At 38.9% G+C, this 25,126-nt stretch carries 26 protein-coding genes; 10 read left to right on the forward strand and 16 right to left on the reverse strand.

The features are described from left to right. Positions 1–10 precede the first annotated feature (10 nt). Complete coding sequence (locus FJR11_RS01460) at positions 11–412, forward strand: hypothetical protein (RefSeq protein WP_168501952.1); 402 nt, start codon at positions 11–13, stop codon at positions 410–412. A gap of 34 nt (positions 413–446) precedes the next feature. Here FJR11_RS01460 and FJR11_RS01465 read toward each other — a convergent pair whose 3' ends face one another. Continuing rightward, positions 447–905: an MgtC/SapB family protein gene (locus FJR11_RS01465; protein ID WP_168501953.1), complete on the reverse strand. Its 459-nt coding sequence runs from the start codon at positions 903–905 to the stop codon at positions 447–449. Positions 906–1,032: 127 nt separating this feature from the next. Here FJR11_RS01465 and FJR11_RS01470 point away from each other — a divergent pair, with 127 nt between their 5' ends. After that, positions 1,033–3,357 (forward strand): putative PEP-binding protein, encoded by a 2,325-nt coding sequence (locus tag FJR11_RS01470; protein ID WP_168501954.1) that lies wholly within the window; start codon positions 1,033–1,035, stop codon positions 3,355–3,357. 139 nt (positions 3,358–3,496) lie between these two features. Here the strand turns inward: FJR11_RS01470 and FJR11_RS01475 are convergent, their stop codons facing one another. The 4 genes from FJR11_RS01475 to FJR11_RS01490 form a co-directional block, all read right to left on the reverse strand. Next, positions 3,497–4,033 carry a shikimate kinase gene (locus FJR11_RS01475; RefSeq protein WP_168501955.1) on the reverse strand — a complete coding sequence of 179 codons (537 nt, stop codon included), beginning with the start codon at positions 4,031–4,033 and terminating at the stop codon, positions 3,497–3,499. A 48-nt stretch (positions 4,034–4,081) separates the two neighbouring features. Continuing rightward, a complete protein-coding gene (locus FJR11_RS01480; protein ID WP_168501956.1) occupies positions 4,082–4,723 on the reverse strand; it encodes a LapA family protein in 642 nt (213 codons plus the stop codon). A gap of 151 nt (positions 4,724–4,874) precedes the next feature. Then, complete coding sequence (locus tag FJR11_RS01485) at positions 4,875–5,495, reverse strand: flavin prenyltransferase UbiX (protein ID WP_168501957.1); 621 nt, start codon at positions 5,493–5,495, stop codon at positions 4,875–4,877. 52 nt (positions 5,496–5,547) lie between these two features. Beyond that, on the reverse strand, positions 5,548–7,896 hold the full coding sequence (locus FJR11_RS01490) for a ribonuclease R family protein (RefSeq protein ID WP_168501958.1): 2,349 nt from the start codon (positions 7,894–7,896) through the stop codon (positions 5,548–5,550). Between the two features lie 883 nt (positions 7,897–8,779). On the opposite strand from FJR11_RS01490, the gene FJR11_RS01495 reads away from it, so the two are divergent. Continuing rightward, a complete protein-coding gene (locus FJR11_RS01495) occupies positions 8,780–9,487 on the forward strand; it encodes a hypothetical protein (protein ID WP_168502150.1) in 708 nt (235 codons plus the stop codon). A gap of 209 nt (positions 9,488–9,696) precedes the next feature. On the opposite strand, the gene clpP is transcribed toward FJR11_RS01495, so the two are convergent. The 8 genes from clpP to FJR11_RS01540 all read right to left on the reverse strand — a co-directional run bounded on the left by clpP (position 9,697) and on the right by FJR11_RS01540 (position 17,646). Then, positions 9,697–10,302: an ATP-dependent Clp endopeptidase proteolytic subunit ClpP gene (gene clpP / locus FJR11_RS01500; RefSeq protein WP_168501959.1), complete on the reverse strand. Its 606-nt coding sequence runs from the start codon at positions 10,300–10,302 to the stop codon at positions 9,697–9,699. Between the two features lie 664 nt (positions 10,303–10,966). Next, entirely contained in the window at positions 10,967–11,926 is a 960-nt protein-coding gene (locus tag FJR11_RS01510; RefSeq protein ID WP_168501961.1) for an FTR1 family protein, read from the reverse strand. Positions 11,927–12,016: 90 nt separating this feature from the next. Next, complete coding sequence (locus FJR11_RS01515) at positions 12,017–12,451, reverse strand: bacterioferritin (protein WP_168501962.1); 435 nt, start codon at positions 12,449–12,451, stop codon at positions 12,017–12,019. A gap of 180 nt (positions 12,452–12,631) precedes the next feature. Then, positions 12,632–13,660, reverse strand: coding sequence for a helix-hairpin-helix domain-containing protein (locus FJR11_RS01520; RefSeq protein WP_168501963.1), 1,029 nt, complete (start codon positions 13,658–13,660; stop codon positions 12,632–12,634). A gap of 210 nt (positions 13,661–13,870) precedes the next feature. Then, entirely contained in the window at positions 13,871–14,896 is a 1,026-nt protein-coding gene (locus tag FJR11_RS01525; protein WP_168501964.1) for a multicopper oxidase domain-containing protein, read from the reverse strand. 434 nt (positions 14,897–15,330) lie between these two features. Continuing rightward, positions 15,331–15,906: a Uma2 family endonuclease gene (locus FJR11_RS01530; RefSeq protein WP_168501965.1), complete on the reverse strand. Its 576-nt coding sequence runs from the start codon at positions 15,904–15,906 to the stop codon at positions 15,331–15,333. 202 nt (positions 15,907–16,108) lie between these two features. After that, positions 16,109–17,086 carry a tetratricopeptide repeat protein gene (locus FJR11_RS01535; protein WP_168501966.1) on the reverse strand — a complete coding sequence of 326 codons (978 nt, stop codon included), beginning with the start codon at positions 17,084–17,086 and terminating at the stop codon, positions 16,109–16,111. Between the two features lie 227 nt (positions 17,087–17,313). Further along, positions 17,314–17,646: a XisI protein gene (locus tag FJR11_RS01540; RefSeq protein WP_168501967.1), complete on the reverse strand. Its 333-nt coding sequence runs from the start codon at positions 17,644–17,646 to the stop codon at positions 17,314–17,316. A 151-nt stretch (positions 17,647–17,797) separates the two neighbouring features. On the opposite strand from FJR11_RS01540, the gene FJR11_RS01545 reads away from it, so the two are divergent. The 7 genes from FJR11_RS01545 to FJR11_RS01575 all read left to right on the forward strand — a co-directional run bounded on the left by FJR11_RS01545 (position 17,798) and on the right by FJR11_RS01575 (position 22,216). After that, positions 17,798–18,160, forward strand: coding sequence for a hypothetical protein (locus FJR11_RS01545; protein WP_168501968.1), 363 nt, complete (start codon positions 17,798–17,800; stop codon positions 18,158–18,160). A gap of 5 nt (positions 18,161–18,165) precedes the next feature. Beyond that, the gene (locus FJR11_RS01550; protein ID WP_168501969.1) at positions 18,166–18,597 is read left to right on the forward strand and encodes an HNH endonuclease; all 432 of its coding nucleotides are present in this window, start codon (positions 18,166–18,168) and stop codon (positions 18,595–18,597) included. Positions 18,598–18,883: 286 nt separating this feature from the next. Next, entirely contained in the window at positions 18,884–19,243 is a 360-nt protein-coding gene (locus FJR11_RS01555; protein WP_168501970.1) for a four helix bundle protein, read from the forward strand. A 52-nt stretch (positions 19,244–19,295) separates the two neighbouring features. Next, positions 19,296–20,219: an energy-coupling factor ABC transporter permease gene (locus FJR11_RS01560; protein ID WP_168501971.1), complete on the forward strand. Its 924-nt coding sequence runs from the start codon at positions 19,296–19,298 to the stop codon at positions 20,217–20,219. Next, on the forward strand, positions 20,212–20,871 hold the full coding sequence (locus FJR11_RS01565; protein WP_168501972.1) for an energy-coupling factor transporter transmembrane protein EcfT: 660 nt from the start codon (positions 20,212–20,214) through the stop codon (positions 20,869–20,871). The genes FJR11_RS01560 and FJR11_RS01565 overlap by 8 nt, the downstream gene beginning before the upstream one ends. Positions 20,872–20,881: 10 nt before the next feature. Then, entirely contained in the window at positions 20,882–21,646 is a 765-nt protein-coding gene (locus FJR11_RS01570) for an energy-coupling factor ABC transporter ATP-binding protein (protein ID WP_168501973.1), read from the forward strand. A gap of 78 nt (positions 21,647–21,724) precedes the next feature. Further along, on the forward strand, positions 21,725–22,216 hold the full coding sequence (locus tag FJR11_RS01575; protein ID WP_168501974.1) for a hypothetical protein: 492 nt from the start codon (positions 21,725–21,727) through the stop codon (positions 22,214–22,216). Between the two features lie 84 nt (positions 22,217–22,300). Here FJR11_RS01575 and FJR11_RS01580 read toward each other — a convergent pair whose 3' ends face one another. The 3 genes from FJR11_RS01580 to FJR11_RS01590 all read right to left on the reverse strand — a co-directional run bounded on the left by FJR11_RS01580 (position 22,301) and on the right by FJR11_RS01590 (position 25,126). Beyond that, positions 22,301–23,794 (reverse strand): ATP-dependent DNA helicase RecQ, encoded by a 1,494-nt coding sequence (locus FJR11_RS01580; protein WP_168501975.1) that lies wholly within the window; start codon positions 23,792–23,794, stop codon positions 22,301–22,303. Between the two features lie 203 nt (positions 23,795–23,997). Next, positions 23,998–24,942 (reverse strand): isoaspartyl peptidase/L-asparaginase, encoded by a 945-nt coding sequence (locus FJR11_RS01585; RefSeq protein ID WP_168501976.1) that lies wholly within the window; start codon positions 24,940–24,942, stop codon positions 23,998–24,000. Between the two features lie 22 nt (positions 24,943–24,964). Then, positions 24,965–25,126 (reverse strand): DUF2256 domain-containing protein, encoded by a 162-nt coding sequence (locus tag FJR11_RS01590; protein ID WP_168501977.1) that lies wholly within the window; start codon positions 25,124–25,126, stop codon positions 24,965–24,967.

The following is a 25,126-nucleotide window of genomic DNA, read 5'->3' on the forward strand; positions in this document are numbered from 1 at the left end:
ATCCTCAACTATGAATTATATTTTAACTGACAATGAAATTACATCTTTAGGTGCATCATTAAGAGCAATTGCACCAAAATTACTGAAACAAAGTCTACAAGAAGGTAAAATTAGAATTTGGTTTCAAGGGGGAGAACCTTATTTTGATCTGTTTTTTGAATTAAATAATCATGAAATAACTTGGTTTCAATTTACATTACGGGGAAAATCATTATCTTGGTGTATCAATAAACCTATACTAAAAACAGGTATTACTAATGAATTAAATATTGATGATGTTAGTTTTTATGCAGCTAGTAAAACTGTTGAAAATGATTGTGACTCAGATAGAGCATTTATTGATTTAGTAAAATCAATTCTCCAAACCAGACCAGAAGAAGAAATTTTTGTCAAAGCACTAACTTTATTTTAAAGTTTATTCATTATCAATGGGAACTGACAAATGACTAGTAAAACTTTTCTAATCTTTTAAATATGTGTAGAATAATTACAGTTAAAACAGCAGCCATTAATCCTAATTGCCATAAACCACACCCAGCCGCAATTCCCAAAGCCGCAGCTACCCAAATTGCGGCTGCGGAAGTCAACCCATGAATTTCCGGTGATTTTGATGTTTGGGAAGATTCACGTAAAATTTCCCCAGCCCCCAAAAATCCCACTCCTGCGGCAATACCTTGAACTACACGACTGAGAGAATCAGCACTAAATTGTGTGCCACCTATTTGGATAGTGATGAGAGTAAATACGGCTGAACCCAAACTTACCAGCATATGAGTTCTTAAACCTGCCGGTTTATTTTTCAGTTGTCGTTCTAAGCCAATTATAGCTCCAATCAATACAGCAAAACACAAACGAAGCGCGGTGTTTAGCCAGTCACTGCTGGCAATATAGTAAGGGTTAATCAAGTTCTGTTGGTGGTAAATAATTTGACAGTGGAATTTATGAAATTAGCAATAAAATCGGCTTTATTGTCTATCTTAATTGGTAATATAGTATCAAAAAGTATGTAATAAATATTATTTAATAAATTGAGTGGATAAACTCTATTGGCTTGACCAAATTAAACTACAAGACCGCGCCAAAGTTGGCGTTCAGGCGTTTTATTTAAGCAAAATTAAACAACGGGGTTATCCAGTTTTACCGGGTTTTGTGGTAGAGGCAGATGTTTTGCGGCAATTTCTAGAAACTCTCCATAGTTCGGAGTCTTTAATTGCTGATTTACCCTATTCTTCTCTACATTTAGATGTACATAATTGGCGACAACTGCAACAGGTAGCTGGCCGCTTACGTCAGGAAATTATCTCAGCTAATGTGCCACCTCATTGGGTGACGACAATTTTTCAAGCTGCGAGACAATGGCAAAGAAGTAGTTTAATTTTGCGTCCCAGTTTGGCAATATCAACTAACCAAGAAATAAAAAATATATCTGGGTTATTAGAACCAGTATTTTGTCCTTGTGAAGAGGAGGAAATAAGTGTTGCTTTAAAACTGCTTTGGAGTCAATTATTCCGGGCGAGAAGTTTACTATATTGGCAAAGTGTCGGTATTAGTTTGCCAAAAATTAATTTAGGGGTATTAGTGCAACCGGTTGACAATGCCATTGCTTCTGGTGTTATAAATACTAAATTATCAACATGGGATATTGAGGCTACTTGGGGTTTAGGATTGGCAATTACCAACGGTGAAGTATTACCAGATGTTTACTACATAGAACCAAAAACTGGCGTAGTCATAGAACGACAATTGGGTAATAAAATGTTGGCGTATCGTCTTCATCATGGCACTAATTTCTCTGCTGAACCACTGCAACCAACATTAGATAGTAATTTTCTCCTGGCTTATATTTTAGAAGAATCTCAACAACAAGAATATGCTTTACCAGAAGAATTTTTGCAAGAATTAATTACTGTGGGAAATCAAATAGTTGGTGAATTAGGTGAAACTTTAACAATGAAATGGACAGTTGCCAAAGAATCTTTAGCCACTAAACTATATATTACAGAAGTCACTGTTCCCCAACCTGTCAAGAAGAGTGTCCAATTTATTCAAGGTGTTGGAGCAGCTAGAGGCAGAATTATTGCTAACGCCCATATTTTTAGTTCATCACAAAAAGCAATACAAGTTCCTAAAGGAGTAATTCTCATCGCACCAGTGATTACTCCTGATTGTTTGCCCTTACTACAAGGAGTTGCTGGGATTATTACAGAACAAGGAGGATTAACTAGTCACGGGGCGATTTTAGCCAGGGAGTTGGGTATTCCTGCGGTGGTGAGTGCCACTGGTGCCACAACTCTTTTACAAGCAGGTGAAAAATTATTATTAGATGGTGATAAGGGAGAAGTATATCGTCTCACAGAAGATGAAGAAAAGTTTCCTAATGAGGAGATAGAAAAATTAACAAATGACGAGAAAATTGTCAGTTATCAGCCAACAAATTTACCAATAATTGCCACTAAGTTACTCATAAATTTGAGTCAAGGACGATTAATTGAACAAGTAAAATGTTTACCTGTAGATGGGGTAGGATTATTACGTTCAGAATTGATGATGTTAAATATTCTGGAGGGAAAACACCCTAAAGAATGGTTAATAGCAGGAAGACAGTCGGAATTATTGGAGTTATTATCTGAGCAGATTAGGCAATTTGCTCGCGCTTTTTCACCTAGACCTATTTTTTATCGGTCTTTAGATTACCTACCCCATAATTTACCATTATTGAGTGCAGATTCCCCATTATCACAATCATCAATTCTGGGTGAAAGGGGTGTTTTTAGCTATATGCAAAATCCGGCGGTTTTTGAATTGGAATTGCAAGCTTTAGCCATAGTTCAAGCTGCTGGTTATAGAAATATTAATTTGCTATTACCTTTTGTTCGCAGTGTTGAAGAATTTATATTTTGTCGTCAAAAAGTTGAGCAATTTGGGTTAACACAAATATCCCAGTTTCAATTATGGATAATGGCAGAAGTTCCTAGTGTATTATTTCTATTACCTGAATATATTAAAGCTGGTGTGGCAGGTATTTCCATTGGCACAAATGATTTAACTCAATTATTATTAGGAGTAGATCGAGAACAGGGAAAACTAGGAACAATATTTGATGAAAGTCATCCAGCAGTAATGGGGGCAATATCTCAATTAATTAAAATGTCTCAAGCTGGGGGCATTCCCTGTTCTATCTGTGGTCAAGCCCCGGTGCTTTATCCAGAAATTATTGATAAATTAATAGAATGGGGAATTACTTCTATTTCTGTAGAACCGGAAGCTGTGGAAAGGACTTACCAAGCGATCGCTCGTGCTGAACAAAAATTAATTTTAGCAGCAGCACGGCGACAACTTAGCAACTTAAAAAATTAATACAGCACTTCCCGGTATTATGAGGTACAACAAGAAATAATTAACCGCAGATGGAAGAAGATGGACGCAGATAAACGCAGATAAATTTGTACTTAATTAGACTAGAAAAGTTTATATCATTCCCGATTCCCAGAAAGAATTATTGCGGTTTGAGAATACTGGGAATTGTGGCGAGGATGCGTGTGGCAATTTCTTCTGGTGTTTCCGTATCGCTAATAGTAATCTGTAAGTCAGCTTGGGAATACATTGGTTGACGTTGTTCCAAAAGCGATTTCAATTTACCTTCGATATCAGCATCTTGTAAAAGTGGTCTGGTATTATCTTCCGCTAACCGCTGTAATATTATTTGTATTGGTGCATCTAACCAAACTATCAAACCATGACGGAGATAACTCCAATTCTGCTGCTGCATGACAATACCGCCACCAGTAGCTACAATCAATTTAGTAAAGGCACAAACTTGAGCTAAAACATCACTCTCCAGTTGTCGAAACTCTGCTTCACCATTTTCGGCAAATATTTCATTGATAGATTTACCTGCGGCTTTGACTATCACTTCATCTGTATCTACAAATCTATAACCAATTTCTTCTGCTAGTAACTTTCCTACTGTTGTTTTGCCAACTCCCATCATGCCAATTAAATAGAGGTTTACTCCTTTTAATAAATTAGTCACCAGTATTTTCTCCTGCAAAATTATTAATTATTATTATTTAAGCTTAAATTAGCGTTTCTGTGGCTTATTTTCGGCATCATCCTCAAAATCATCATCTTCAAAAAAATCCCAGTCATCATCATCTGTTGCTTGATTTTTACCTGATTCTTGGTAAGGGGGAATAATTACCCGATAATCAGCATCATAAACAGATTCAGTTTTACCCACAGCAGTATTTTTCGGTTCTTGGGAACTATAGGAATAAAAGGAACTACTTCGGGAATTACCTGGAGAACTTTGTTGACCTGGGGACGTTTCTTCTATTGGTTGTGAATCTTCTCTATCATCCCAATCATCTTGATTTCGATTTGTGTCCCAATCGTCAAATTGATCATCAAATTGACTTACTGGGGGTGGGGGACTTTGAGGAGGTGGGGTATTTTGCCTGACACGGGGTGGAGTCGGAATTGGTTTAGGTATAGGTGGTTGTGCTTGTAAATTTAAACCAGTAGCAAATTTTAATACCCTGGTAATTATTAAAGATGTGAAAATACCAGCGGTTATGCTCAATAAAATCCACAATGCTAATGGTAATGCTTGAGTTCGCATCCCCACAAACACTAATGGGAGTGAGGGTGACAAATTTTGGACTAATATTATTATTAGTCCCACCATTGCCGTCCCTAAAATAATTAAGCGAATTACAGCCATAAAAATTCAAACTTGCAGCAGAAATTGAGAATATAGTCAGGAAGAACAAAGAAACATAGCTATTGCCACAAAAGAGCAAAATAGAATTAAAAATTAAAAATTTAGTCCTTCCATTTTTAATTTTTAATTATTACTTATTAATTTTTAATTGCTATAAATGACCTTGCCAGCGCTGAATTGGTATACAGTCAATATCCAATTGATCCAGAGCGCGAGCAACGACAAAATCAACTAAATCCTCAATGGTTTGAGGGTTGTGATACCAGGCTGGAATAGCGGGGACTATTCTCACTCCAGTTTCCGCTAAAGTCGTCAAGTTCCGCAAATGAATTAAGCTAAAGGGGGTTTCTCTGGGGACAATTACCAGTTTACGTCCTTCTTTAATTTGCACATCTGCGGCTCGTTCTAGTAAGTCGGAACTCAGTCCCCCAGCAAGTTTTGCGACTGTACTCATACTGCAAGGGATAATGATCATCCCCAAAGTGCGGAAAGAACCGCTGGCAATACCAGCGCCAACATCACTCCAAGGATGACAGCGAAGTTTACCTTGGGACGGAACTCCCGCTTGTTCTCGCCAAAAATCTTCTTGTTTATCTGGTTCTCCTGGCATTCGGATTTCCTGTTCAGCTTGCCAAACTGTGTAAGTTGATCTAGAGGCTACCAATTCAACCTGATATTCTGCGGCCAAGAGAAATTTGAGAGCGCGAACGGCGTAAATCAGGCCAGATGCACCTGTTACGCCCAGGATTAAAGGTTTTGTGTTATTGGTCATTTGTCAGTGGTCAGTGGTTAATATTTAAGAGCAACTAACAACGGACAACGGACTATTCCTGATCATAGGGTTCTTGATCAAAAGAGTCGGTTTTATTAGGTGAATAAATATCTCCTGTATCCTCATTACTACTATTTGCACCCATGCTTTTGGGTAAACCATCACTACCAACGGTAACTAAATCAATTTGTTGGCGGTAATAATCAACACTCTTAACTTGGACACTGACGCGATCCCCCAGTCGGTAGGAAGCCCGATTTTTGCGCCCAAATAAGGCCTGTTGTCTAGCCCGATATTCATACCAATCGTCTTTGAGGGAACTAACGTGTACCAGCCCCTCTACCCGTAAGGTATTGGCTAGATTGCCTTCCGTGGGCGATTCTACTGGAACTTCAATTTCCACAAAGAAACCGTAGGATTGAACACCGGTAATCACTCCTGAAAATACTTCGCCAATGCGTTGTTTCATCAATGACGCTTTTTGAAGTCCAGCTAAATCAGCTTCAGCTTCTTGAACTTCTTTTTCCCGGTCATTAATCTGCACAATGACTCTGGTTAAGTCACTTTGAAGTTCTTGTTGGAGTTCTGGGGGGAGAACGTTCCAATTAATTTCTTCATGACAATTGGAATGGCGCAGGTTAATCCGATCTTTGACGCGGGTATTCCGGCGATCGCGCCCATGCTCTAGTAAGTTATGATACACCCGTTGCAAGAGAATATCTGGATAACGACGTAAGGGGGCAGTGATGTGGACATATTGGGACAAAGCTAGTCCAAAATGAGAACCTTTGGTGGTGCTGTAGACAGAAGGTTTGAGTGTGTCCTGTAATAAGTAGGTAAGAACTTGTTCCGATGGGGAATCAGCAAAAGCCCCCGTTAAGTGTTGATAATCTAGGGGTTGGATTTCCAATTCTGGATCTAGTCCCAATTCCACACCTAAATTAACGGCCAGTTTCAGCATTTCCTGAACATCTTCGGGATCAGGTGTGCCTTGAACTCGCCATAAACTGGGAACTCCCAAGGCACTGAGATGATCGGCCATGAGTTGATTAACTAATATTACCAACTCAGTGATGAGCGATCGCCCAGGTAAATCATTAACCACAACAGATCCCATTGATCCTTCATCATAGTAGGGATTATGGCTGGGTGGGAGATTCAACTGTAAGCTGCCACGCTGTAGACGTACCTGCTTAATAGCAATAGCCAAAGTCTGCAAATCTTGTAATTTCTCTTGTGCTTCAGCGGCTACTTTGGTGGCTTCATTGGCGAGAATACTTTGTGTATCTACTTGACTGATAGCTACATCTACATTAATCACACTAGGTTGAATTTCCCATTCTACCACTGCTCCCGACTGAGGGTTGATGGTGATGACCCATGAGAGAGCCAAGCGATCGCTACCGGGGACTAAAGAACACCGTTCTATCACCGCTGCTGGTAACATCGGCAGTAATAATTCTCCCAGATACACTGATTTACCGCGCTTGAGTGCTTCCCTGTCTAGGGCTTCATCTGCTTGGATATAGTGGGAAACATCCGTAATATGAAATAGTAATCGCCAATTGTCAGCGGTAGTTTTTTCTACACTGAAGGCATTTTCTACCACAGACTCATCACCATTGAAGCTGGCAATAATAAAGGTAAAAACATCACGTAAATCTAGACGATTTTTGAGGTCTGCCTTCAGGAGTCTCTTGGGTAACTTCGCCGCTGTATCAAGGACATGATCGGAAAAAGTTCGGGATAAGTCATGTTTACAAGTTACCAAATCTATATCCGCTGCGGCTTCGGCATCACTGCCCAAAATTTGCACCACTCGACCCAAGGGGGGATATTGTGCCAGGGGATAACGGAGAATTTCTACGTGAGCCAAGTGGTCAATTGCTTCTTCCAACTTCATGCTGTTGAGTTGTAGTTTCAGTTCAAACAGCAATCTGTCATCTAAAGGAACAGCCCGAAAACCGCCATCTACCTGCTTAATTCTGGCTAGTAAGGTGTGATTAGAGCGCTCCATAATCAACTTGACTTCACCTTCTGGTGAGCGCCGACGACTGCCTTCTTTCAGGACTCTAACTAAAACGCGATCGCCATTCCAGGCATTACTCAAATGACTTTCGCGGATGTAAATATCCTCTGAGCCTTCGCTATCTTGAATCGCAAAGCAAAAGCCCTTACTAGAGCAGCGTAATTTAGCCTCAATCAAGCCTTCTTCGGTAATACGGCGGTATTTTCCCCGTTCCTTGACCAAAAGCCCAATTTTTTCGAGTACATCTAGAGTAATTTGTAGTTTTTCTAGACTTTCTTCATCCTCACAACCCAGTTTCTTTTCTAGAACTTTACGAGCTACCAATTTATCATCTGTGAAATTGGCAAGAAGTGTAGCGATTGAAAATTCCATGCAGTGAACCGACCTTTGGTCAAAACATCATTTTTTGTCGAATTTGGTTCTTCACTGTATACCGTTTGCCTGGTTTGTCTAGAATTTATAGATCATTTCCGTCCTGGACAAAACCCTCAAAGTCTACAGACACTTACGGCTGTACGAATTTCGCGTTTGCGTAGTGTTTCGTAGAGAACGCAAGGCTGCCGATAGCGCAGCATGGCGTTAGCCATAGTTGCGATACCGTGCGGTAGGACGAAGCCCCTACTCTGACTTCTCACTGCACGACAATCTCAGAGTTTGCTTACGTGACCCTTGACTTAATCTAAACAATTCTCACCATGCACTCCTTCCTGATACTTAACGATTAGCCACTAGGTAATTAGGTAATGGGTTTGACAAGAGACTTGGTTTATAGAACTCTCCATACCGCCCATAAGCTATAGACCGAGCTAACCACAGGTGTTGGATTGTTTAGATCGAAGGTAATTTCACGCCATCAGCATCTAAGTTTTAAGTAGGAGAAACTGTCGATAAACCCAATTCTCCCATAATGTAGAATCGGTAACAATTAGGTAAGCAGCAAAACACAAGCAGTAAGGGCGAACCTTATCTTTATTATTGTAGATTTAGAGCGCACTTCTTTGAAAATACTTCTAGATATCTAATTGGGTAATTAGTATAGCATTTAAAAGTACAGGGCAATTTTGTGAACAACTGCTAGTATCAGAACATATTTAATGTCTTGAGTGCTTAGTTCTCAGTAAGACTTTATATTGAAATATGGGGTTTTGTCTAGGGGATGGTCAATTATCAATGATCAATTGTTCCGTGTTCCCTCTTTTCCTGACTAGCAATTTACGTTATGACGATAATTTAGATAAAAATGGTTGAAAGTATTATGTTGGCGGAATTTCAGAACTTGCACCCCAACGGCAGTATGATCTCAGAATTAGTAGAAATTTTTCAAGGGAAATATATCGTCCGTGTCAGTATACAACTGGAAGGGATCACTCGTGTGACGGCCATGGCAGGGGCAGAAACAGTAGAAGCAGCAGAAGATCAAGCTAGAAATCGAGCCTTGATAGTTTTGGGACTTAAAAATGTACCACAGGCGGTGGAAGTAACAAAATTTGCCGCACTGCCAGTTACTCCACCACCAATAAAACCTAGTTTACAGGAATCAAAACCTGTTCCTGCTATCAGCAACACACAGATATATACACCACCTTTCCTAGAAGAGCAAATTGATACTCAAGTTACAAAACCCGAAATATTTCCTCATCAAGAACCAGAATATCCACCATTATCAGAAGTCCCTCCTAGTAATGTCACCCCGTTTACCCCTCGTAGTTATACCCCTTATGAGGATGCTGGTGTCCAGTCAACCGTCGGTAAAAAGAAAAGACATAATGAACCAGTAAATTTATCTGATGTCATTGCCCAAACAGATGTAGAAATTGAGCGATTAGGCTGGACACCAGAACAAGGAAAAGATTATCTAGTTAAAACCTACGGTAAACGAGGACGTTCTCTACTTAGTGAAGAAGAATTACGGAATTTTCTCACTTATCTCAAATCTCAACCAGATCCAATTGCGGGATTTTAGAGTCAGGAGTCAGGAGTCAGGAGTCAGGAGTTCAGGAGTCAGGAGTCAGGAGTCAGGAGTATGGCTAACGCCACGCTTCGCTATCAGGAGTATGGCTAACGCCACGCTTCGCTATCAGGAGGAAGAAGGAAGAAAGAAGAATTTTCTCAATGACAACTGACAACTGACAACTGACAACTGACAACTGACCACTGACTAATAACTAATAACTAAACTAGAGCCACAGGACGACTACCTGCTGCATGACGGTCAATTACTTGGTCAATTAAGCCGTATTCCCTGGCTTCCGCTGGAGACATAAAGAAATCACGTTCGGTATCTTCAGAAATCCGCTCAAAAGGTTGACCAGTATGTTCAGCAAGATACTCATTCAGCCGCTGCTTGTGATACAAAATTTCCCTGGCTTGAATTGCAATATCAGTTGCTTGTCCTTGAGCGCCACCGAGAGGTTGGTGAATCATAATCCGTGAATGGGGTAAACTCATGCGCTTACCCTTTGTACCAGCACTAAGGAGAAAAGCTCCCATACTGGCCGCTAATCCAGTACAGATTGTACAGACATCAGGGCGAATTTGCTTCATGGTGTCAAAAATACCCATTCCCGCTGTCACTGAACCACCAGGAGAATTAATGTACATATATATGTCCTTCTCCGCGTCCTCAGAGTCTAAAAACAGTAGTTGGGCAACAATCAAGTTAGCCAGATTGCTATCAACCTGTTCTCCCAAAAAAATAATCCGCTCACGCAACAGCCGTGAGTAGATATCAAAGGCGCGTTCACCTCGACCCGATTGTTCAATAACGATAGGAATCATTTAGCGTGTTTTTAGCTATTTTCCATTTATTCTATCGGTGACAATGGCTAATTGTGTTGAAATTGCCAATTAACATTAGGAACAAGCCGGTTCAAGATAGCAAATAGACAGTCAAATATAAAATATATATTACACATAAATCAGTATTATTACGGTTATCAATAATTGAGTGCCTGGAGTAAAACAATTAGCTATTTTTACGAATTGAAAAATAAACTTGTATTTTCAGGACACTTTTTGGAAAAAACAAACGTCCAATTTCTTAGGTACATATAAAGAGAGAGCTAGATCACACTTTTTCATATTTTTCTGAGATATTCTCAAATTATATTCACCAAATCCGATAAAGCAATAACACAAAGTGTATTTAGAATAACAAGTTCGTATGGACATCCCATCCATATAAATTAAAGAGAGGGGTATTATGTTAGAAAAACTTATCCAAGCAGCTTTTATTACATTTTTATTGCAACTGATAGCCGTATTGAGCAACACTACGCCAATGCACCCCAAGGCAGTCTCACCTCTTTCTGAAATGTCAGTACCTTTAATTAGTTCGACTTTTAAAGCTTTGAGATAAAACCCAGGGAATAGAAAATAGGGAACAGGGAACAGGGAACAGGTAAAAATTTTAATCTTTTCCCTGATTACCAATCTTTTATTTTTAATTCCGCCCTGGGGTAGTAGTCATAACTTTATTTTTGCTATTCTGATTATCTCCACCTGTGATACTGCGGAAATATAGCCCACCAATACTGATGAGAAATATTAAATATCCTCCGGCTTGAACAATATAAATTTTGTCTCTATAACCAAATAAGGACTTGAGAATGATACCGGGGAACTGTTCATCAGATAAGATTTTTTCAGTATTCCAAACTATGGGACCTAAAATACAAGAGTGAATTCTGGTGAAGTGTTCGTAATAGAAACAAAGATTTTCTGAAGAACGACTACTCAAAGCTAGATTAGCTGTAGCTTCATCAAAATGTTGTAAACCGGAAACGACTAAACCAGAAACAATTAATATTAATAAAACGCCCATAACTTGAAAGAATTGGCGGATATTAATTTTTACACCCCATTTAAACAATAGAACGCCAATTGCTGACGCTGTGGCTAAACCACCCAGTGCGCCTAAAGTCGGTAATAAACCTTGCTGAAAATTGGCTGCAACGAAGAGAACTGTTTCAAATCCCTCGCGGACAATAGCGACTAAAATTAAACTAAAAACTCCCCAACCAGCATGGGAATTTTTGCCTATTGCGTCGGTAACTGCTCCCTCAACTTGCGCTTTCATGAATCTGGCTTGTTTTGTCATCCAGATGAGCATCCAACTGAGCATGACTATTGCTAAAACACTAAATACACCTTCTAATGTTGGCTCAACAACAGAGGTATATTGAGGATTAATTGATCCTAAGAATTTAATGATCCCCGTAAATAAAATACCGATTAAGCCACTGACAAGAATACCAACAATAACGCCAGCATAAACCCAAGGGTTGAGTCGAGATTGTTTGGCTTTTTTTAATAATGCGAGGACAATTCCCACAACCAATGCAGCTTCTACACCTTCTCGGAGGGTAATTACAAAAGTAGGTAAAGCGGTACTAAAATTCATTTTATTAGTTATTTATTAGTTGTAGATTTTTGCTTCTCCTGATTTCTGTAGGGGTTTAGCATTGCTAAACCCCTACAAACTAATGATCTATTAGCTGAAATCGCGTAACATTTTCTTGAGTTCGAGATTGTGCATTTCTTCTTGTCCGATCATGCCACGGGTGAATTCTTCTAAATAAATACTGGCATTATTGACAACTTCTAGAAGACTTTTGTACATATCTAAAGCTTTCTTTTCATGGGATAAACTTTCTTGCAAGATGTCTTTAACGTTATGTTTGAAAGTTTCTTCCATTGGGGCAATTCTCAAGGTAGGATGTCCTTCTAAACCTGTGAGAATTTCTCCTACTTGTTGAGCATGAAGTAAGGATTCTGTGGCTTGCGCTTTGAAAAATGCCACAATGGGAATACGATTAGGCCCTGTCACCATTAAGGAATAATGGGTGTAGCGAACTACCCCTGCTAGTTCAAATTCCATGATGGAGTTGAGAATATCAATGGTTTTTTGGTGGTCGAGTTCTTGCATTAGTTGTTAAGTTGAGCAAAATTACATCAGGAGAGTATTTAGCTACCAATTATTGGTGAGCAGTTATACTTTTTTCAGGTTTTGTAACCCCAAACTATTCTCACTTTTAATTTTTAACTATTTTCTCTCTTATTTACCATTTTAAACTTCTTTTTCTGTACTTCCAATGGTGTGAAAATACTAACTTTGTGCTTTAGTGCTGGTTTTTCTTCGCACTGTTTGGGTGTTTTCCTCGATGGTTTTCACTAGCTTGGTAACATCTTCTGGGGTTTTAACTGCTTGTGCTGGGGGGATAGCAGTAGGCCAAACTTTCACCAATTCCACTAAAGCTGTATCTATGGCTTTGTGTTCTTCAGGATGTTCTTGGGTCATTTGGCTAGAAATACTTTTATATAGTTCCTGAGAATAGACTACAAAACCACGGGAATCTTGATACTCAATGGGTGCGGTAATTTTCCCGTTAGCAATTGCAGCGCCATATTCTGAGTTAGCAGCATCTAATAAACCATTGATAACTTGCAGCACAAATTCGGGTTTGCTACGTTCTTCGGTTGGTAAAACAGCGATCGCAGTATCAACGGCTTGCACAGAAGTGGTAAAGTTAGTTTTTATTTTAGTATCCTTGGGATTGGATTTAACTAAATCGGTTAAACTGACCAAATTACTTTTAAATTCTTTAACTTTGCGTTCTTCTAGTTGTTCTTCAACATCAATATAAATCTCTTCTACTGGATGTCCAATGTGGGGTTGAGCTTGTTTGGGTTGATTTTGATCTAGTAGTTCTTGGGCTACTAAAAGATGTCCTTTCATTAACCCCAATTTGGTCATGTAGTCAATATCTTTAGCTTCACCTGTAAGAACAACTTCCTCAACCGTCACCATGTCTTTAATTTGGTCAAACTGTGGTTGAGTAATGACTTTTTTACTGACTAAATCCGTTGGATTAGCGTAGGGACGATTTGCTTGAATTTTGTTAGATAAAGCCGGAATTCCTAATGTAGCTTCTAATTTATCTAACTGCGATAAAATTGCATTATTGATATTAATTTTAGCCTTACCAGCATGACCGCTATGGGTGCTAGTTTCTGTTACTTGGGCTGTATTTGGTGTTGATTGAATATCTGCTTTTGGTGTGTCACTGGCACAAGAACTTAGAGAAATCATGGCACAAGCAGCGATAGATAAAAATAGGTAACGGAATTTGATCATTTTTGCTCCTGATAAACTGTTAATGTTGGTAATTTAAGGATTTAGTAGTAGATAAATTTGCAAATATTTCGGTTTACATATAATTATGATTTATCATAAATGCAAATATTTATCAACTATTTTTCTAAAAGATAAGTATAAATTAAGTAAGTAAATTTCGGATATTACTAAATTTAAGTTTTACTAAGTTGCTAATCTTTCTGAGTTTTGTCAGGATTTATTGACCGTTTTTTGGGAATCTTTTTCCGCGATTACTTCAAACTGTCCCATACACCCGCTTTCAGCAATTGCATCTTGGTGAGGATGAAACATATACTTACCTGGATAGCGAAAAGCAAACTCTAAAATGTGCCTTTCTGCTACACCCATTGTCAAAACATCAGTTTTCTCGCTGGGAGTCATTGTCATTCCCGAACGGTAAACATCAAAGAAATTCGCATGAAGATGAAAGGTAACAGCAGGATCAAATTCAATAATATTCAAAACATAGGCACGAATTAACTGATTTTGATAAATCTGGATAGGATGGTGCATATAATGATGCGGGACACCATTAAAAGCATAATATTCATTGTGGTTATCATCATTAACATCATAACCAGACATAATTAAAACAATTTCATCAGCCGGGGGACGAGGTTTGGGAGGGTCAACGATAAACATTCCATATAATCCCTTAGCAATGTGACGAGTAACCGGGGCAACATGGCAATGATACAAATGAACGCCATAGGGTTCGGCATCAAATTCGTATATGGTTGCTTTACCATTGCTCACAGGTTTTATACCATCCATTTCAGCGGGATGAACTCCGTGAAAATGTAAAGAGTGGGAATGTCCAGCATTATTGAGAAATAATACTCTTATTCTTTCCCCTTCTTTAGCCCGGAGTGTTGGTCCAGGAATCCGCCCATTTAAATCCCAAATGTTATAGGAGACAGCACTATTAAGCTGAATGGTGGAAGTACCAGCAGTTAGCTGAAATTCGCGGACTGTGCGCCCATTTTCCTGCTTTACTGTCCCATAATCAAAATCTCGTAACACCTGCATGGGGTCAGTAGCACCATTAGATGCTGCCATTTCCATTGGTGGAATTCTGACACTGGCATGATTTTTGACATTCAATATCTGCCAAATTGCTCCTGCGCCAATGACTCCAGCCCCGGAAAATCCCAGTTGTAGCAATTGACGACGACTCCAAATTTTATCTTTACTGAAAGTAAAGTTGTCAGACATGAGACTAATAGGGATATGCGTATATGGAAAATTGCGAATTATTTGCAATTAGCTTTAGGTATCCTATACAACTTAGGAATTATTGTCAATAACTTTGAAAAATAATTTTCAGGATTATCTTGATATATTGGTTTGTTTACCGTTGACTAGAGAACAGATGATGCTTGTACCCTAGTAAATGGAATAAGGTGCTAGGATCACCCAGGTAAGTAATAAATTAGACTCAACTCCATTTGCCTTAACTATAGCGGTTATTGCTTGAATGAGATACAAGAACCCCACCCCCAACCCCCTCCCCGCAAGCGAGGAGGGGGCTTATGACTGTATTTCATTCAAGTGCGTACCGCTATCATATCCTGTAAATCCTTAAATCCTGTACTTCGACTTACTTCGACAGGCTCAGTACAAGTCGCTCAGTAACCGGATATCCTGATTCAGACAAGAGGTAGCATCTGGGAAACTAGAATTTCTAAATCAGGAAAATCTAAAGGAGATATGTTTTGATGTTCTGTGATAATTTCTCGATTTTGATAACCTTCTGTTGTGGGATTTCTAAATATAATTAATTCGCGTTTCACTACATCTAATACCCAATAATCCTTAATTCCTGCTTGAGAATAAGCTTTAGCTTTGATTTCTGTATCTAGTTTTAAACTACTATCTGCAACTTCGATAATTAGATAAATTTCTGCTGGTGTAGGATGATGATCTGCATAGTCTAGAGGATCTATTTTCACTACAGCAATATCTGGTTCTGGTTCAGACCTTTCATTTAATTTTACAGGGTCTTGAATAGCGATGCAAGCTTTATGACCAACTCTGTTTTCCAACAACTTATATGTTCTTCCCACTGCTGAACGGTGGGCTGTTCCTTTAGCAATCATCCAAATTATTTTTCCCTCTAATAATTCTACCCGTTCACTTGGTTCAAATATTCCTGCTTCAGCTATTCTGTGGTATTCATCAACAGTCCACAGCCGCAATTGTAAGGGTGATTCTGTGGTTTGCATAGTTAATTAAGGTCAATATTTATTCTCTATTATATAATTATTTGTCTGAATCAGGATGTCCAGGATTTTAGGATTTTCAGGATTTTTTTGACATAATAGAAATAAATAAACTGTGAACACATAATGACGACTCAATTAATGCTTCAACCTTCATCTTTAATATCTGCTGGTATGAAGATGAGTGAATTTGGTAACATTTATCTCAGGCACTTTTAATATTTTTAATTTTCTTCATAGCATTTTGATATTTAGTTTCATTACCTTCTTTTTTATATATATCTGCTGCTTTTTGATAATCATCAATTGCACCCTGTTGGTCTTCTAAAATAGAACGAATAAACCCCCGCTTGTAGTAGATAAGGGCATCATTGGGATTAATTTTTATAGCTTGACTATAATCATCAATTGCACCCTGCTTGTCTCCCAATTCATAGCGAATAACTCCCCGATAGTAGTAAGCATTGGCATAATTGGGATTAATTTTTATAACTTGAGTCCAATCATCAATCGCTCCCTTATAGTCCTCAAAGAAAACGGGTTCATGACCCAAACTGAAATATTTGTCAGCATCAGAAGATGTCAAACTTTCTAAATAGCCACGTAAAGCCCCAGCATAAAGTAATTCATCTATTCCCACGAAAGCTTTAACACCAGCAGATTTAATTATATTGGTTGGTAAAAATCCAGCCAAAATTAAGTTATATTCAGATTGAGCCTCGCTGACTTCCTCTTGAATTAAAATACAAACTAAAACAGAATTTTTTTCAATTTCTTCTCGGCTAATTGACCATTTAATTGTGTCAAAATTCCCATAACGGGCTTTAACCTGAATACCAATTGATGAATCAGACGTTAAAGTAAAATCAATTTTTCCATCTCCACCAATGCGTTTTTCATAATCAACCTCAGTTACAAAATTACCTAAACGACTTTTAACAACTTCCTCACCCAGCTTTCCCTTGAAATTATTGATAACAACATCACGAATAGGAGTTGAAGAAGTATGTCTATATTTTTCAGCCATATCCCAGCAAAAATCCCGTAATTGCTGTAACCTCTCTCCAGAGATAACCGTCAACTCACTATGCTGGCCTTCCTTCTCACAATGGAGTAAGTCACCAGATTTCAGTCTTTGAATAAAATCAGTCTGCTGTGCTTTGAGTATAGTTGTCCAGTCCATTTGTCAAAACTCACCTTTATCTGACAAAAAGTATTTATTCTATTATTCCCTATTAAGCAACAAAAAGCACTAATCTAGATCACATTGCAGTTTTTTGAGTCCAACCGAAAAGTATTGAATCCTCAAGCCCTTAAAACACAACTCAAGCAAACATCCTGTAAATCCTTAAATCCTGGATATCCTGATATGGCTACGCCACGCTTCGCTATCAGACAATTGAGATTTAATTAACTAACAGCAAAATCTGTATATTTGCGGACAGAAGGCAATTGAAAACCTAAAACAATATCCTCTTTTGGTACACCTAATTCAACCAATTCATTAGCAATTCCTACCTCTGTACCATACTGCTGAATCCAGATTTTATTATCAATAATATCTAAATGTAAAACGGGTCCATAAATACGATTTTGATCACGCCAACCTACATAAACTAATTGATAATGGTCATTTTCAGCATCAAAAATCGTCTGTGCTTGAATACGGTTATCCCAAACCATACTAGCGTGTTGTTTCAGTAAATTCTGAATATATTGCCGATATTCTGCTAATTTTGCCATTCTGATATTACCTCCTGTTCAATATTATAAACTACTAAACAAAGTTGATTTTTTTATAACTTACGCAAGTAGCACACTAAAAATCTGTTGTAGGGTGCATATATTAACATTTTAGAGTTACAATAAAAGATAACAGTTTCATTTTATCAAAATGTCTGAAACTATCACCCTCCAACTACCGGAAACACTGGTGCAAAAAGCCAAAGAAATCGCTGCTTTTACCCATCGTCGCCTTGAAGATGTATTACTAGAATGGATTGACCGTGCCAGCAATGAATTACCTGTAGAATCATTACCAGATGAACAGATTTTGTCATTGTGCGATTTGCAAATGGAAACTCAACAACAAGAAATTTTTAGTGATCTTTTAGCACGTCAACAAGAAGGACAGCTAAATGATATAGAAAATAGCCAACTAGATGAACTTATGCAAGTTTACAGACGTGGTTTAGTGCGGAAAGCAAAAGCCTTGAAAGTGGCTGTTGAACGTGGTTTGATACCTGCAATTAATTAATAGTCATGGCTCGATCTTATATTCCTATTGAAATAGAACGTCGTGTTCGGAAAGATGCTCAAAATCGTTGTGGCTATTGTTTGAGTCCTCAACATTTAGTAATGGCACGTTTGGAAATAGAACATATTATTCCTATAGCGAAAGGTGGTAGTAATAATGAATCAAATTTATGGTTAGCTTGTCCTATTTGTAATAGATACAAAAGTGATAAAATAACAAATATTGATTCAGAAACAGGTGATATAGTTAAATTATTTAACCCACGTACTCAAATTTGGTCTGAGCATTTTTTTTGGACAAAAGATGGATTGCAAATTGTGGGTAAAACACCAACTGGGAGAGCTACTGTTAAAGTTTTGCATTTAAGTGATGATGCAGATGCTTTAGAAGTTCGCAGTTATTGGGTACTTGCTGGTTGGCATCCTCCAGAAAATTAATAAATTCATAATCACGAACAATTATGAGAATATGTCATAAAGATTTATAAATGTTAACGATTTAAAAAATAAATATATAATTTGACGTATTTTTTATTACAAAATTACCCTAAATAAAATTCCCAAATATCTACCAATAGGGTATTGTCAAAAGAGATAACTTTTAGTTTGCTATTAATTTTATTAGCCGTTATATTACTTAAATTGTAAGCTATCAGCTATCAGCTATCAGCTATCAGCCGTCAGCTTAAAACTAACTAAATCAGGAAATCAGGGGAATTTAAGATTGAGAGATTTTAGAGAATTGAAAGTGTGGGAAAAAGCTCATCAGCTTACTTTATCTGTCTATAGGCAAACACAGATATTTCCCAAAGAAGAACTGTATGGATTGACAAGCCAAACACGCCGATCCTGTGCTTCAATCCCTGCAAATATAGCTGAGGGATGTGGCAGAAAAGGAGAAGCAGAACTAGCCCGTTTTCTTCAAATTGCTATGGGTTCAGCCAGTGAACTTGAATATCATTTATTACTTGCTCATGATCTTAACCTACTCCCAGCCAAAAACTATGAATCTCTGGCTAATGACGTGACTGAGATTAAACGAATGCTTACCTCTTTCATTCAAAAGCTGAAAGCTGAAAGCTGAATGCTGAATGCTTATAGTTTGCAAAAAACACATTTCAAAAAACACCAATCTCATGCACATACCCGATGGATTTATTTCTGTGCCAGTTGCAGCCGCCACCAGTTTAGCCAGTGCAGCCGCTTTATTTGTGGCTTTTGAGCGATCGCAAACAGCCTTTGGCATTCGTCGCGCCCCCATTCTCGGCTTAACCACAGCCTTTATTTTCGCCGCCCAAATGATTAATTTTCCCGTAGCGGGAGGAACTAGCGGCCACTTATTAGGAGGGGCTTTAGCTGCCATTATTTTAGGTAGTCCTTGGGCGGGAATGTTATGTATTGCCACAGTTTTAATTATTCAAGCCGTACTATTTGCTGATGGTGGTATCACCGCTTTAGGTGCAAATATTTTAAACATGGGAGTAATCGGCGTTTGGGTAGCATGGGGATTAACCCAAACCTTACAACGACTATTGGGCGGTTCTCAAAGGCGTTTACCCCTGGCAGCAGGGATAGCAGCAGGAGTGAGCGTAGTTGTCGCCGCCGTAGCTTGTGCCATTCAATTAGCCCTGTCTGGTACAGCACCAGCTAACATAGTTTTACCCACCATGGCAGGTGTACATATTTTGATTGGTATTGGAGAAGGATTAATTACCGGGGGTGTATTAACCTATCTAGCCACAGCCCGTCCAGATTTGTTACCAGGTGAAGAACACAAAATTAGAGGCTGGTTAGTTCCCGTTGTGAGTATTTTACTGATTTCGGGTGTGTTGTCTCTATTTGCTTCCGCTTGGCCAGATGGTTTAGAAAAAGTAGCAGAAAACGTGGGTTTTATCAACTTAGCTGAAAATGTGCGGGTAATTGTACCGACACCTTTGGCTGACTATGAGATTAAAGGTTTAGGGCAAATCGGGACAAGTATTGCCGGATTAGTGGGTTCTACAGCTTGCTTTGCTGTGGCTTTTGGAATTGCCAAAGTTATCAAACCGAATAATGCTTAATATTTCCTTGCCATTACGCTTGCAATTATCCCTGATCATTGTGATTGGGGCAGCTTGTTTAAAACATTATACCTGGTCTAATTTACTCGTATATGGGGCGATCGCACTTATCTGGGCTTGTATCTTACAAGTACCCATTCGCAAATTAGGCGGATTACTGGGGACAGAATTAATTTTTCTCTCATTGATGGCTTTACCATTGGGATGGGAACGAGCCAGTTTTTTGCTACTGCGTTCCCTAATTTGTTTAATTGCCATGAATAGTTTTTTATTAACCTTACCCCCCCACAGTTTCGGTATTGCCCTCAAAAGCTTACCAATACCTGCACCATTAAAAGAAAACCTGATCCTCGCTGGGCAATACTTAGAAATACTCCTCTCAGAAGTGACCCGAATGCAGCGCAGCGCCCAATTACGAGGGCTAAAAGGTGCAGGGGGATGGTTACGCTATGCCAGTGCTTCCATGATTGGGGCTTTATATCTCCGCACCCTCGACAGAGCCGAAAGAGTTTATGCGGCCATGGTAGCCCGTGGATATAACGGAAAATTACCCATAGATTCCCCCCTCAAACCAAAAGAACGTTTTATCCTGTTAATAGCTGGGGTAACAGCTACTTGTTTAACCCTAAGTTCCTACCTTACTGTTATTTGAGTGGTGAATCTTGACATCATTAACTTCTAATCCCCAAATTTCCCTCTCTCAACCACATACTAATGTCGTTGAAGTCCAAAATCTGGTATATGCCTATTCACACCAGCAACCCGTATTACAAGAAATTTCCTTTAGCTTACAAACAGGCGATCGCGTCGCTTTAATGGGCGCTACCGGCTCAGGAAAAAGCACCCTCCTAGAAAACCTCATTGGCTTAAAACATCCCCAAAGTGGCAAAATCTGGATTAACAGTATCCCCTTATTACCAGAGAATTTGCCACAAATACGGCAACAAATTGGTTTTACCTTCCAAGATGCTAACGACCAATTATTTATGCCCACAATTCTGGAAGATATTACCTTTGGCCCCCTTAATTATGGTGTTTCATCCATAGCCGCTAAAGATAAAGCCCATCAATTATTAGCCGACTTTGGATTAGAGGCCTACGCCCACCGTTCAGCCCATGAACTTTCTGGAGGACAAAGACGTTTAGCCGCCTTAGCCACGATTTTAGCCCTAAATCCTGCCATTCTCATCTTAGATGAACCAACCAACGGACTTGACCCAGCATGGCGACGACATTTAGCCCAAGTATTATTAAAATTGCCTGTTCAAGTGATGTTAATAGCTTCTCACGACTTAAATTGGCTAGGAAGAGTCACCCAACGGGCTTTAGTCCTCTCTACTGGTAAAATCCAAATAGACAGCGACATTCAACCACTGTTGCAAGATGGCAAAACCTTAGATAAATTAGGGTTGCCAGTAGATTGGTAAACTGCTCAACACAGAAATTCGTAATTGCGAATTGATGATCATCTGATCTAATATTTAGGGAATTTTAATGCGCTTGGGATGTTAATGTTGTTTTCCCGTTATTCAGTTATTGCTCCTGTTAGTCTGAGCATTGCTTTGTTAATTACTAGTTGCAGCGAGAGTAAAGTCTCCCAATGTCAGCGATTGATGACAGTTGTTAATCAAGGTACTTCGTTGATTGATATCAAAAAAGGTCAGCAGGTATCAACAAGCTCGCAATTATCCAAAGATTTGAAAAAGGTCACTAAGTCTATTCAGGAATTAAATTTAAAAGATCCCAAATTGCAAGAATTTGAAACCAAATTTAGCAAAAGCTTTGATCATCTTAGTGAAGCCATAGCCAAAGCCTCTCAAGCTCTTGCAGATACTAAAAAAGCGGAAGCATCATCAGATGGTAGGGCAAAAATTGAAAAAGCTAGAAAAGAAATTGATTCCGCACTGACAACCGCAGCTAAAACTGCTGGTAAAGAATCAGATGCTTTAGGCGTTCAATTAAATAAATATTGTAGCCAGGAATCAACTAAGAATTAAAAATTGAGAATTAAAAATTAAAAATTGCAAGAGTTAGATCCTTTACCCTTGTTTTTTTAATTTTTAATCTTGCATTTTTCATTACTACTTACTAGGCGTTTTGTTAATAGGATTTTGTAAAATGTGAGATGATTGATTTCTGCAATTATCACAATGTCCACAACGCCAATTAACAGTTGCTGCTTTAAAGCCAAAGGCAGTTAATAAAAACTGCCAACGACACTTTTTAGTAGTTAGATATTCACTCATTTGTTTAGCAGCTTGTAATTGTGTTTCTGGTGGATTTCCTGACTGAGAACAAATAGAGTAATGAAAAGGATCAAGCCATTTCAGTTGTCCATTACTATGGAGCAGAGAAAGTGCCACAGCACCAGTAGGAAATTCTTCAATTACAGCATTTACTTCACCCTGGGGTGGAAGTTTTTTGGCTAATTGTTGAGCTTTTTCTTGTTGTGATCGCATTTGTTGTTCAAAAAATTTCTGTCTTTGCTTATCCTCCGAATCTAAAAATCCCGTTGGTTCACTTACTAAAGTTAAAACATCAGCGGGTTTACCATCTCTTCCCGCCCGTCCTATTTCTTGCACATATTCAGATAACAAATATGGCGCATGAAAATGAACCACCCAGCGCACATCTGGTTTATTTATCCCCATGCCAAAAGCACAAGTACACACCACAAATGGGATTTTTCCACCTAACCAACTAGCTTCAATATTCCGACGTTTTTCTGCACCTAATCCCGCGTGATAACTAGCGGTTTGATAACCATTTTCTGTTAACCACTGGGTTAAATTTTCACTATCTCTTCGAGTCCGTACATAAATTAAACCAACTTGATTTGGTCGTTTTTGAATAAACTTTAATAATTGTTGTTTTCTATCTTTAGGAGTCCAAGCAATCCGGACAGTAGGATTTAAATTTTCCCGGTAGGGATTAATCCGAAAAATCTCAGGTTTGTCTAATTTTAAAACTGTAGAAATAATATTTTGGGCTAGAGGATCAGCCGTGGCCGTAAAAGCTGCTATACTAATTTTTGTTCCCGGTGGTTTTGATTTTAGCAACGCTTCACGCACAGCCCCTAAACGCCGATAAGCCGGACGAAAAGTATCACCCCACTGCACCAAACAATGGGCTTCATCCAGAATCAAACCATTAATTTGGAGTTGGGGATTACATAACCTTTTCCACACTGCTGGGCTGAGTAAGGTTTCTGGTGATAAATACAATAATCTTAATTGCTGTCTTTCTAAAGCTTGCAAAGTTGCTTGACGTTGAAATGCAGGTAACTCACTATGTAAAAGTGCTGCTTTTTGCTGTCGTTGACGCAATTCATCAACTTGGTTTTCCATCAGCGCCACCAAAGGAGAAACTATTAAAGTCAATCCTGTTTGTAGTAGGGCGGGAAGTTGAAAACAAATAGACTTTCCCCCACCTGTGGGCATAATAATTAGAGCATCTTCTTGTGATATCAAACAGTTAACAATTTCTTTTTGGGGTGGACGAAAATCGTCATATCCCCAGATCGCTTTTAATGCTGTGCGAACATCATGCCAAGATTGTGCTATTGGGAGATTCATTGTTTTTACCACGGAAGCGCAAAAGACGCAGAGACTATAAAAAATTACAAGCTATAATTACTGTACATCTATATTTTATACCTGTCAGGAAAATAATGTATCAGTTTTAATACTTATTAAATCTGTAAATATCGGGTATTTGGCAAAAGGGGACAACAATTCAAAATTTTCAACCCCTCTTGCCTCTTCCCACTGACAACTGACTAATGACCAATTAGTTCTTGATCATTCCATTCCAATGTATCGCCAATGTTGTCTCCATTATGGTAAGCAGCCAGTAATACTTCACAGGTTTTACCATAGGATATCGCGCCAGTGGCATCAAGGGCGATCGCTCCAAAATCCCGGTTATTCCTCTTAGCTTCCGTAAATGATCGCTGCATCGCCTCTTGTAGAGACATTCCATCAGTGACTCGCACCACAACCTTAGCCGCTAGACACTCATCAATAATATCTTCCCCAATGCCCGTACAACTAACCGCTGCCTGACTAGTTGCATAATTACCTGCTGGCATCGCCGAATCACTGACTCGCCCAATGCGTTCAAAACCTTTACCTCCAGTGGAAGTACCAGCGGCTAATTTACCATAGCCATCTAAAGCGACGACACCAATAGTCCCCCTACCGGCACTTTCTGCCATTTCTGGTTCTGCGACCACACCAGCCATCGTTCTCTTAAAGTTATCTTTGCGTTCTAGCGTCCACTCTTGCAAACGCAAATCAGTTAAACCATTATAAGTAGGAACTTGTAACTCCCGCGCTAACTCAGCCGCACCGTAATCAGACAAAACCCGATCATCGGAATTTTGTAAAAACAGCGCCATTTCAATCGGATTCTTCACCCGTGACACATTAATAACACCACTAAACCGCCCAGTTGTCCCATCCATTATGGAAGCACTCATGCGGATTTGTCCGTCAGATTGGAGGACAGAACCTGTACCAGCATTAAAGCGGGGTTCATCTTCCAACATTTGACAACCTCGAACTACTGCTTCAGCGGCAGTTGCCCCTGTAATTAAGAGAGCATAGACTCCTTCAACAATTTTAGAAAGAGAGTTGCGGACTGCTAGTAATCCCCCCTTACCTTGGAGAGAACTACCAGCCCCACCATGAATAATCAATTTAGGTTGCACTTGTAATGTCATTTATTTTGATAATTGTTAATTGTCAATTGCCATTTTTAGCGTTAGAACGACGACGACGGCAACGTTCTGAGCAATATTTAACTTCATCCCAGCAATCTTGCCATTTTTTTCGCCAAGTAAACGGACGTTGACAGACTACACAGATTTTTTCCGGTAAATCAGATTTAGAACGAACACGCCCCAT

This window comes from Anabaena sp. UHCC 0187, assembly GCF_009712035.1.
Taxonomy (GTDB): domain Bacteria; phylum Cyanobacteriota; class Cyanobacteriia; order Cyanobacteriales; family Nostocaceae; genus Dolichospermum.

Coding starts and splice junctions, on each gene's coding strand:
- FJR11_RS01460 (WP_168501952.1), top strand. CDS start 11: ATGAATTATATTTTAACTGACAATGAAATTACATCTTTAGGTGCATCA.
- FJR11_RS01480 (WP_168501956.1), bottom strand. CDS start 4,723: ATGGCTGTAATTCGCTTAATTATTTTAGGGACGGCAATGGTGGGACTA.
- FJR11_RS01485 (WP_168501957.1), bottom strand. CDS start 5,495: ATGACCAATAACACAAAACCTTTAATCCTGGGCGTAACAGGTGCATCT.
- FJR11_RS01490 (WP_168501958.1), bottom strand. CDS start 7,896: ATGGAATTTTCAATCGCTACACTTCTTGCCAATTTCACAGATGATAAA.
- FJR11_RS01495 (WP_168502150.1), top strand. CDS start 8,780: ATGTTGGCGGAATTTCAGAACTTGCACCCCAACGGCAGTATGATCTCA.
- clpP (WP_168501959.1), bottom strand. CDS start 10,302: ATGATTCCTATCGTTATTGAACAATCGGGTCGAGGTGAACGCGCCTTT.
- FJR11_RS01510 (WP_168501961.1), bottom strand. CDS start 11,926: ATGAATTTTAGTACCGCTTTACCTACTTTTGTAATTACCCTCCGAGAA.
- FJR11_RS01515 (WP_168501962.1), bottom strand. CDS start 12,451: ATGCAAGAACTCGACCACCAAAAAACCATTGATATTCTCAACTCCATC.
- FJR11_RS01520 (WP_168501963.1), bottom strand. CDS start 13,660: ATGATCAAATTCCGTTACCTATTTTTATCTATCGCTGCTTGTGCCATG.
- FJR11_RS01525 (WP_168501964.1), bottom strand. CDS start 14,896: ATGTCTGACAACTTTACTTTCAGTAAAGATAAAATTTGGAGTCGTCGT.
- FJR11_RS01530 (WP_168501965.1), bottom strand. CDS start 15,906: ATGCAAACCACAGAATCACCCTTACAATTGCGGCTGTGGACTGTTGAT.
- FJR11_RS01535 (WP_168501966.1), bottom strand. CDS start 17,086: ATGGACTGGACAACTATACTCAAAGCACAGCAGACTGATTTTATTCAA.
- FJR11_RS01540 (WP_168501967.1), bottom strand. CDS start 17,646: ATGGCAAAATTAGCAGAATATCGGCAATATATTCAGAATTTACTGAAA.
- FJR11_RS01545 (WP_168501968.1), top strand. CDS start 17,798: ATGTCTGAAACTATCACCCTCCAACTACCGGAAACACTGGTGCAAAAA.
- FJR11_RS01550 (WP_168501969.1), top strand. CDS start 18,166: ATGGCTCGATCTTATATTCCTATTGAAATAGAACGTCGTGTTCGGAAA.
- FJR11_RS01560 (WP_168501971.1), top strand. CDS start 19,296: ATGCACATACCCGATGGATTTATTTCTGTGCCAGTTGCAGCCGCCACC.
- FJR11_RS01565 (WP_168501972.1), top strand. CDS start 20,212: ATGCTTAATATTTCCTTGCCATTACGCTTGCAATTATCCCTGATCATT.
- FJR11_RS01575 (WP_168501974.1), top strand. CDS start 21,725: ATGTTAATGTTGTTTTCCCGTTATTCAGTTATTGCTCCTGTTAGTCTG.
- FJR11_RS01580 (WP_168501975.1), bottom strand. CDS start 23,794: ATGAATCTCCCAATAGCACAATCTTGGCATGATGTTCGCACAGCATTA.
- FJR11_RS01585 (WP_168501976.1), bottom strand. CDS start 24,942: ATGACATTACAAGTGCAACCTAAATTGATTATTCATGGTGGGGCTGGT.
- FJR11_RS01590 (WP_168501977.1), bottom strand. CDS start 25,126: ATGGGGCGTGTTCGTTCTAAATCTGATTTACCGGAAAAAATCTGTGTA.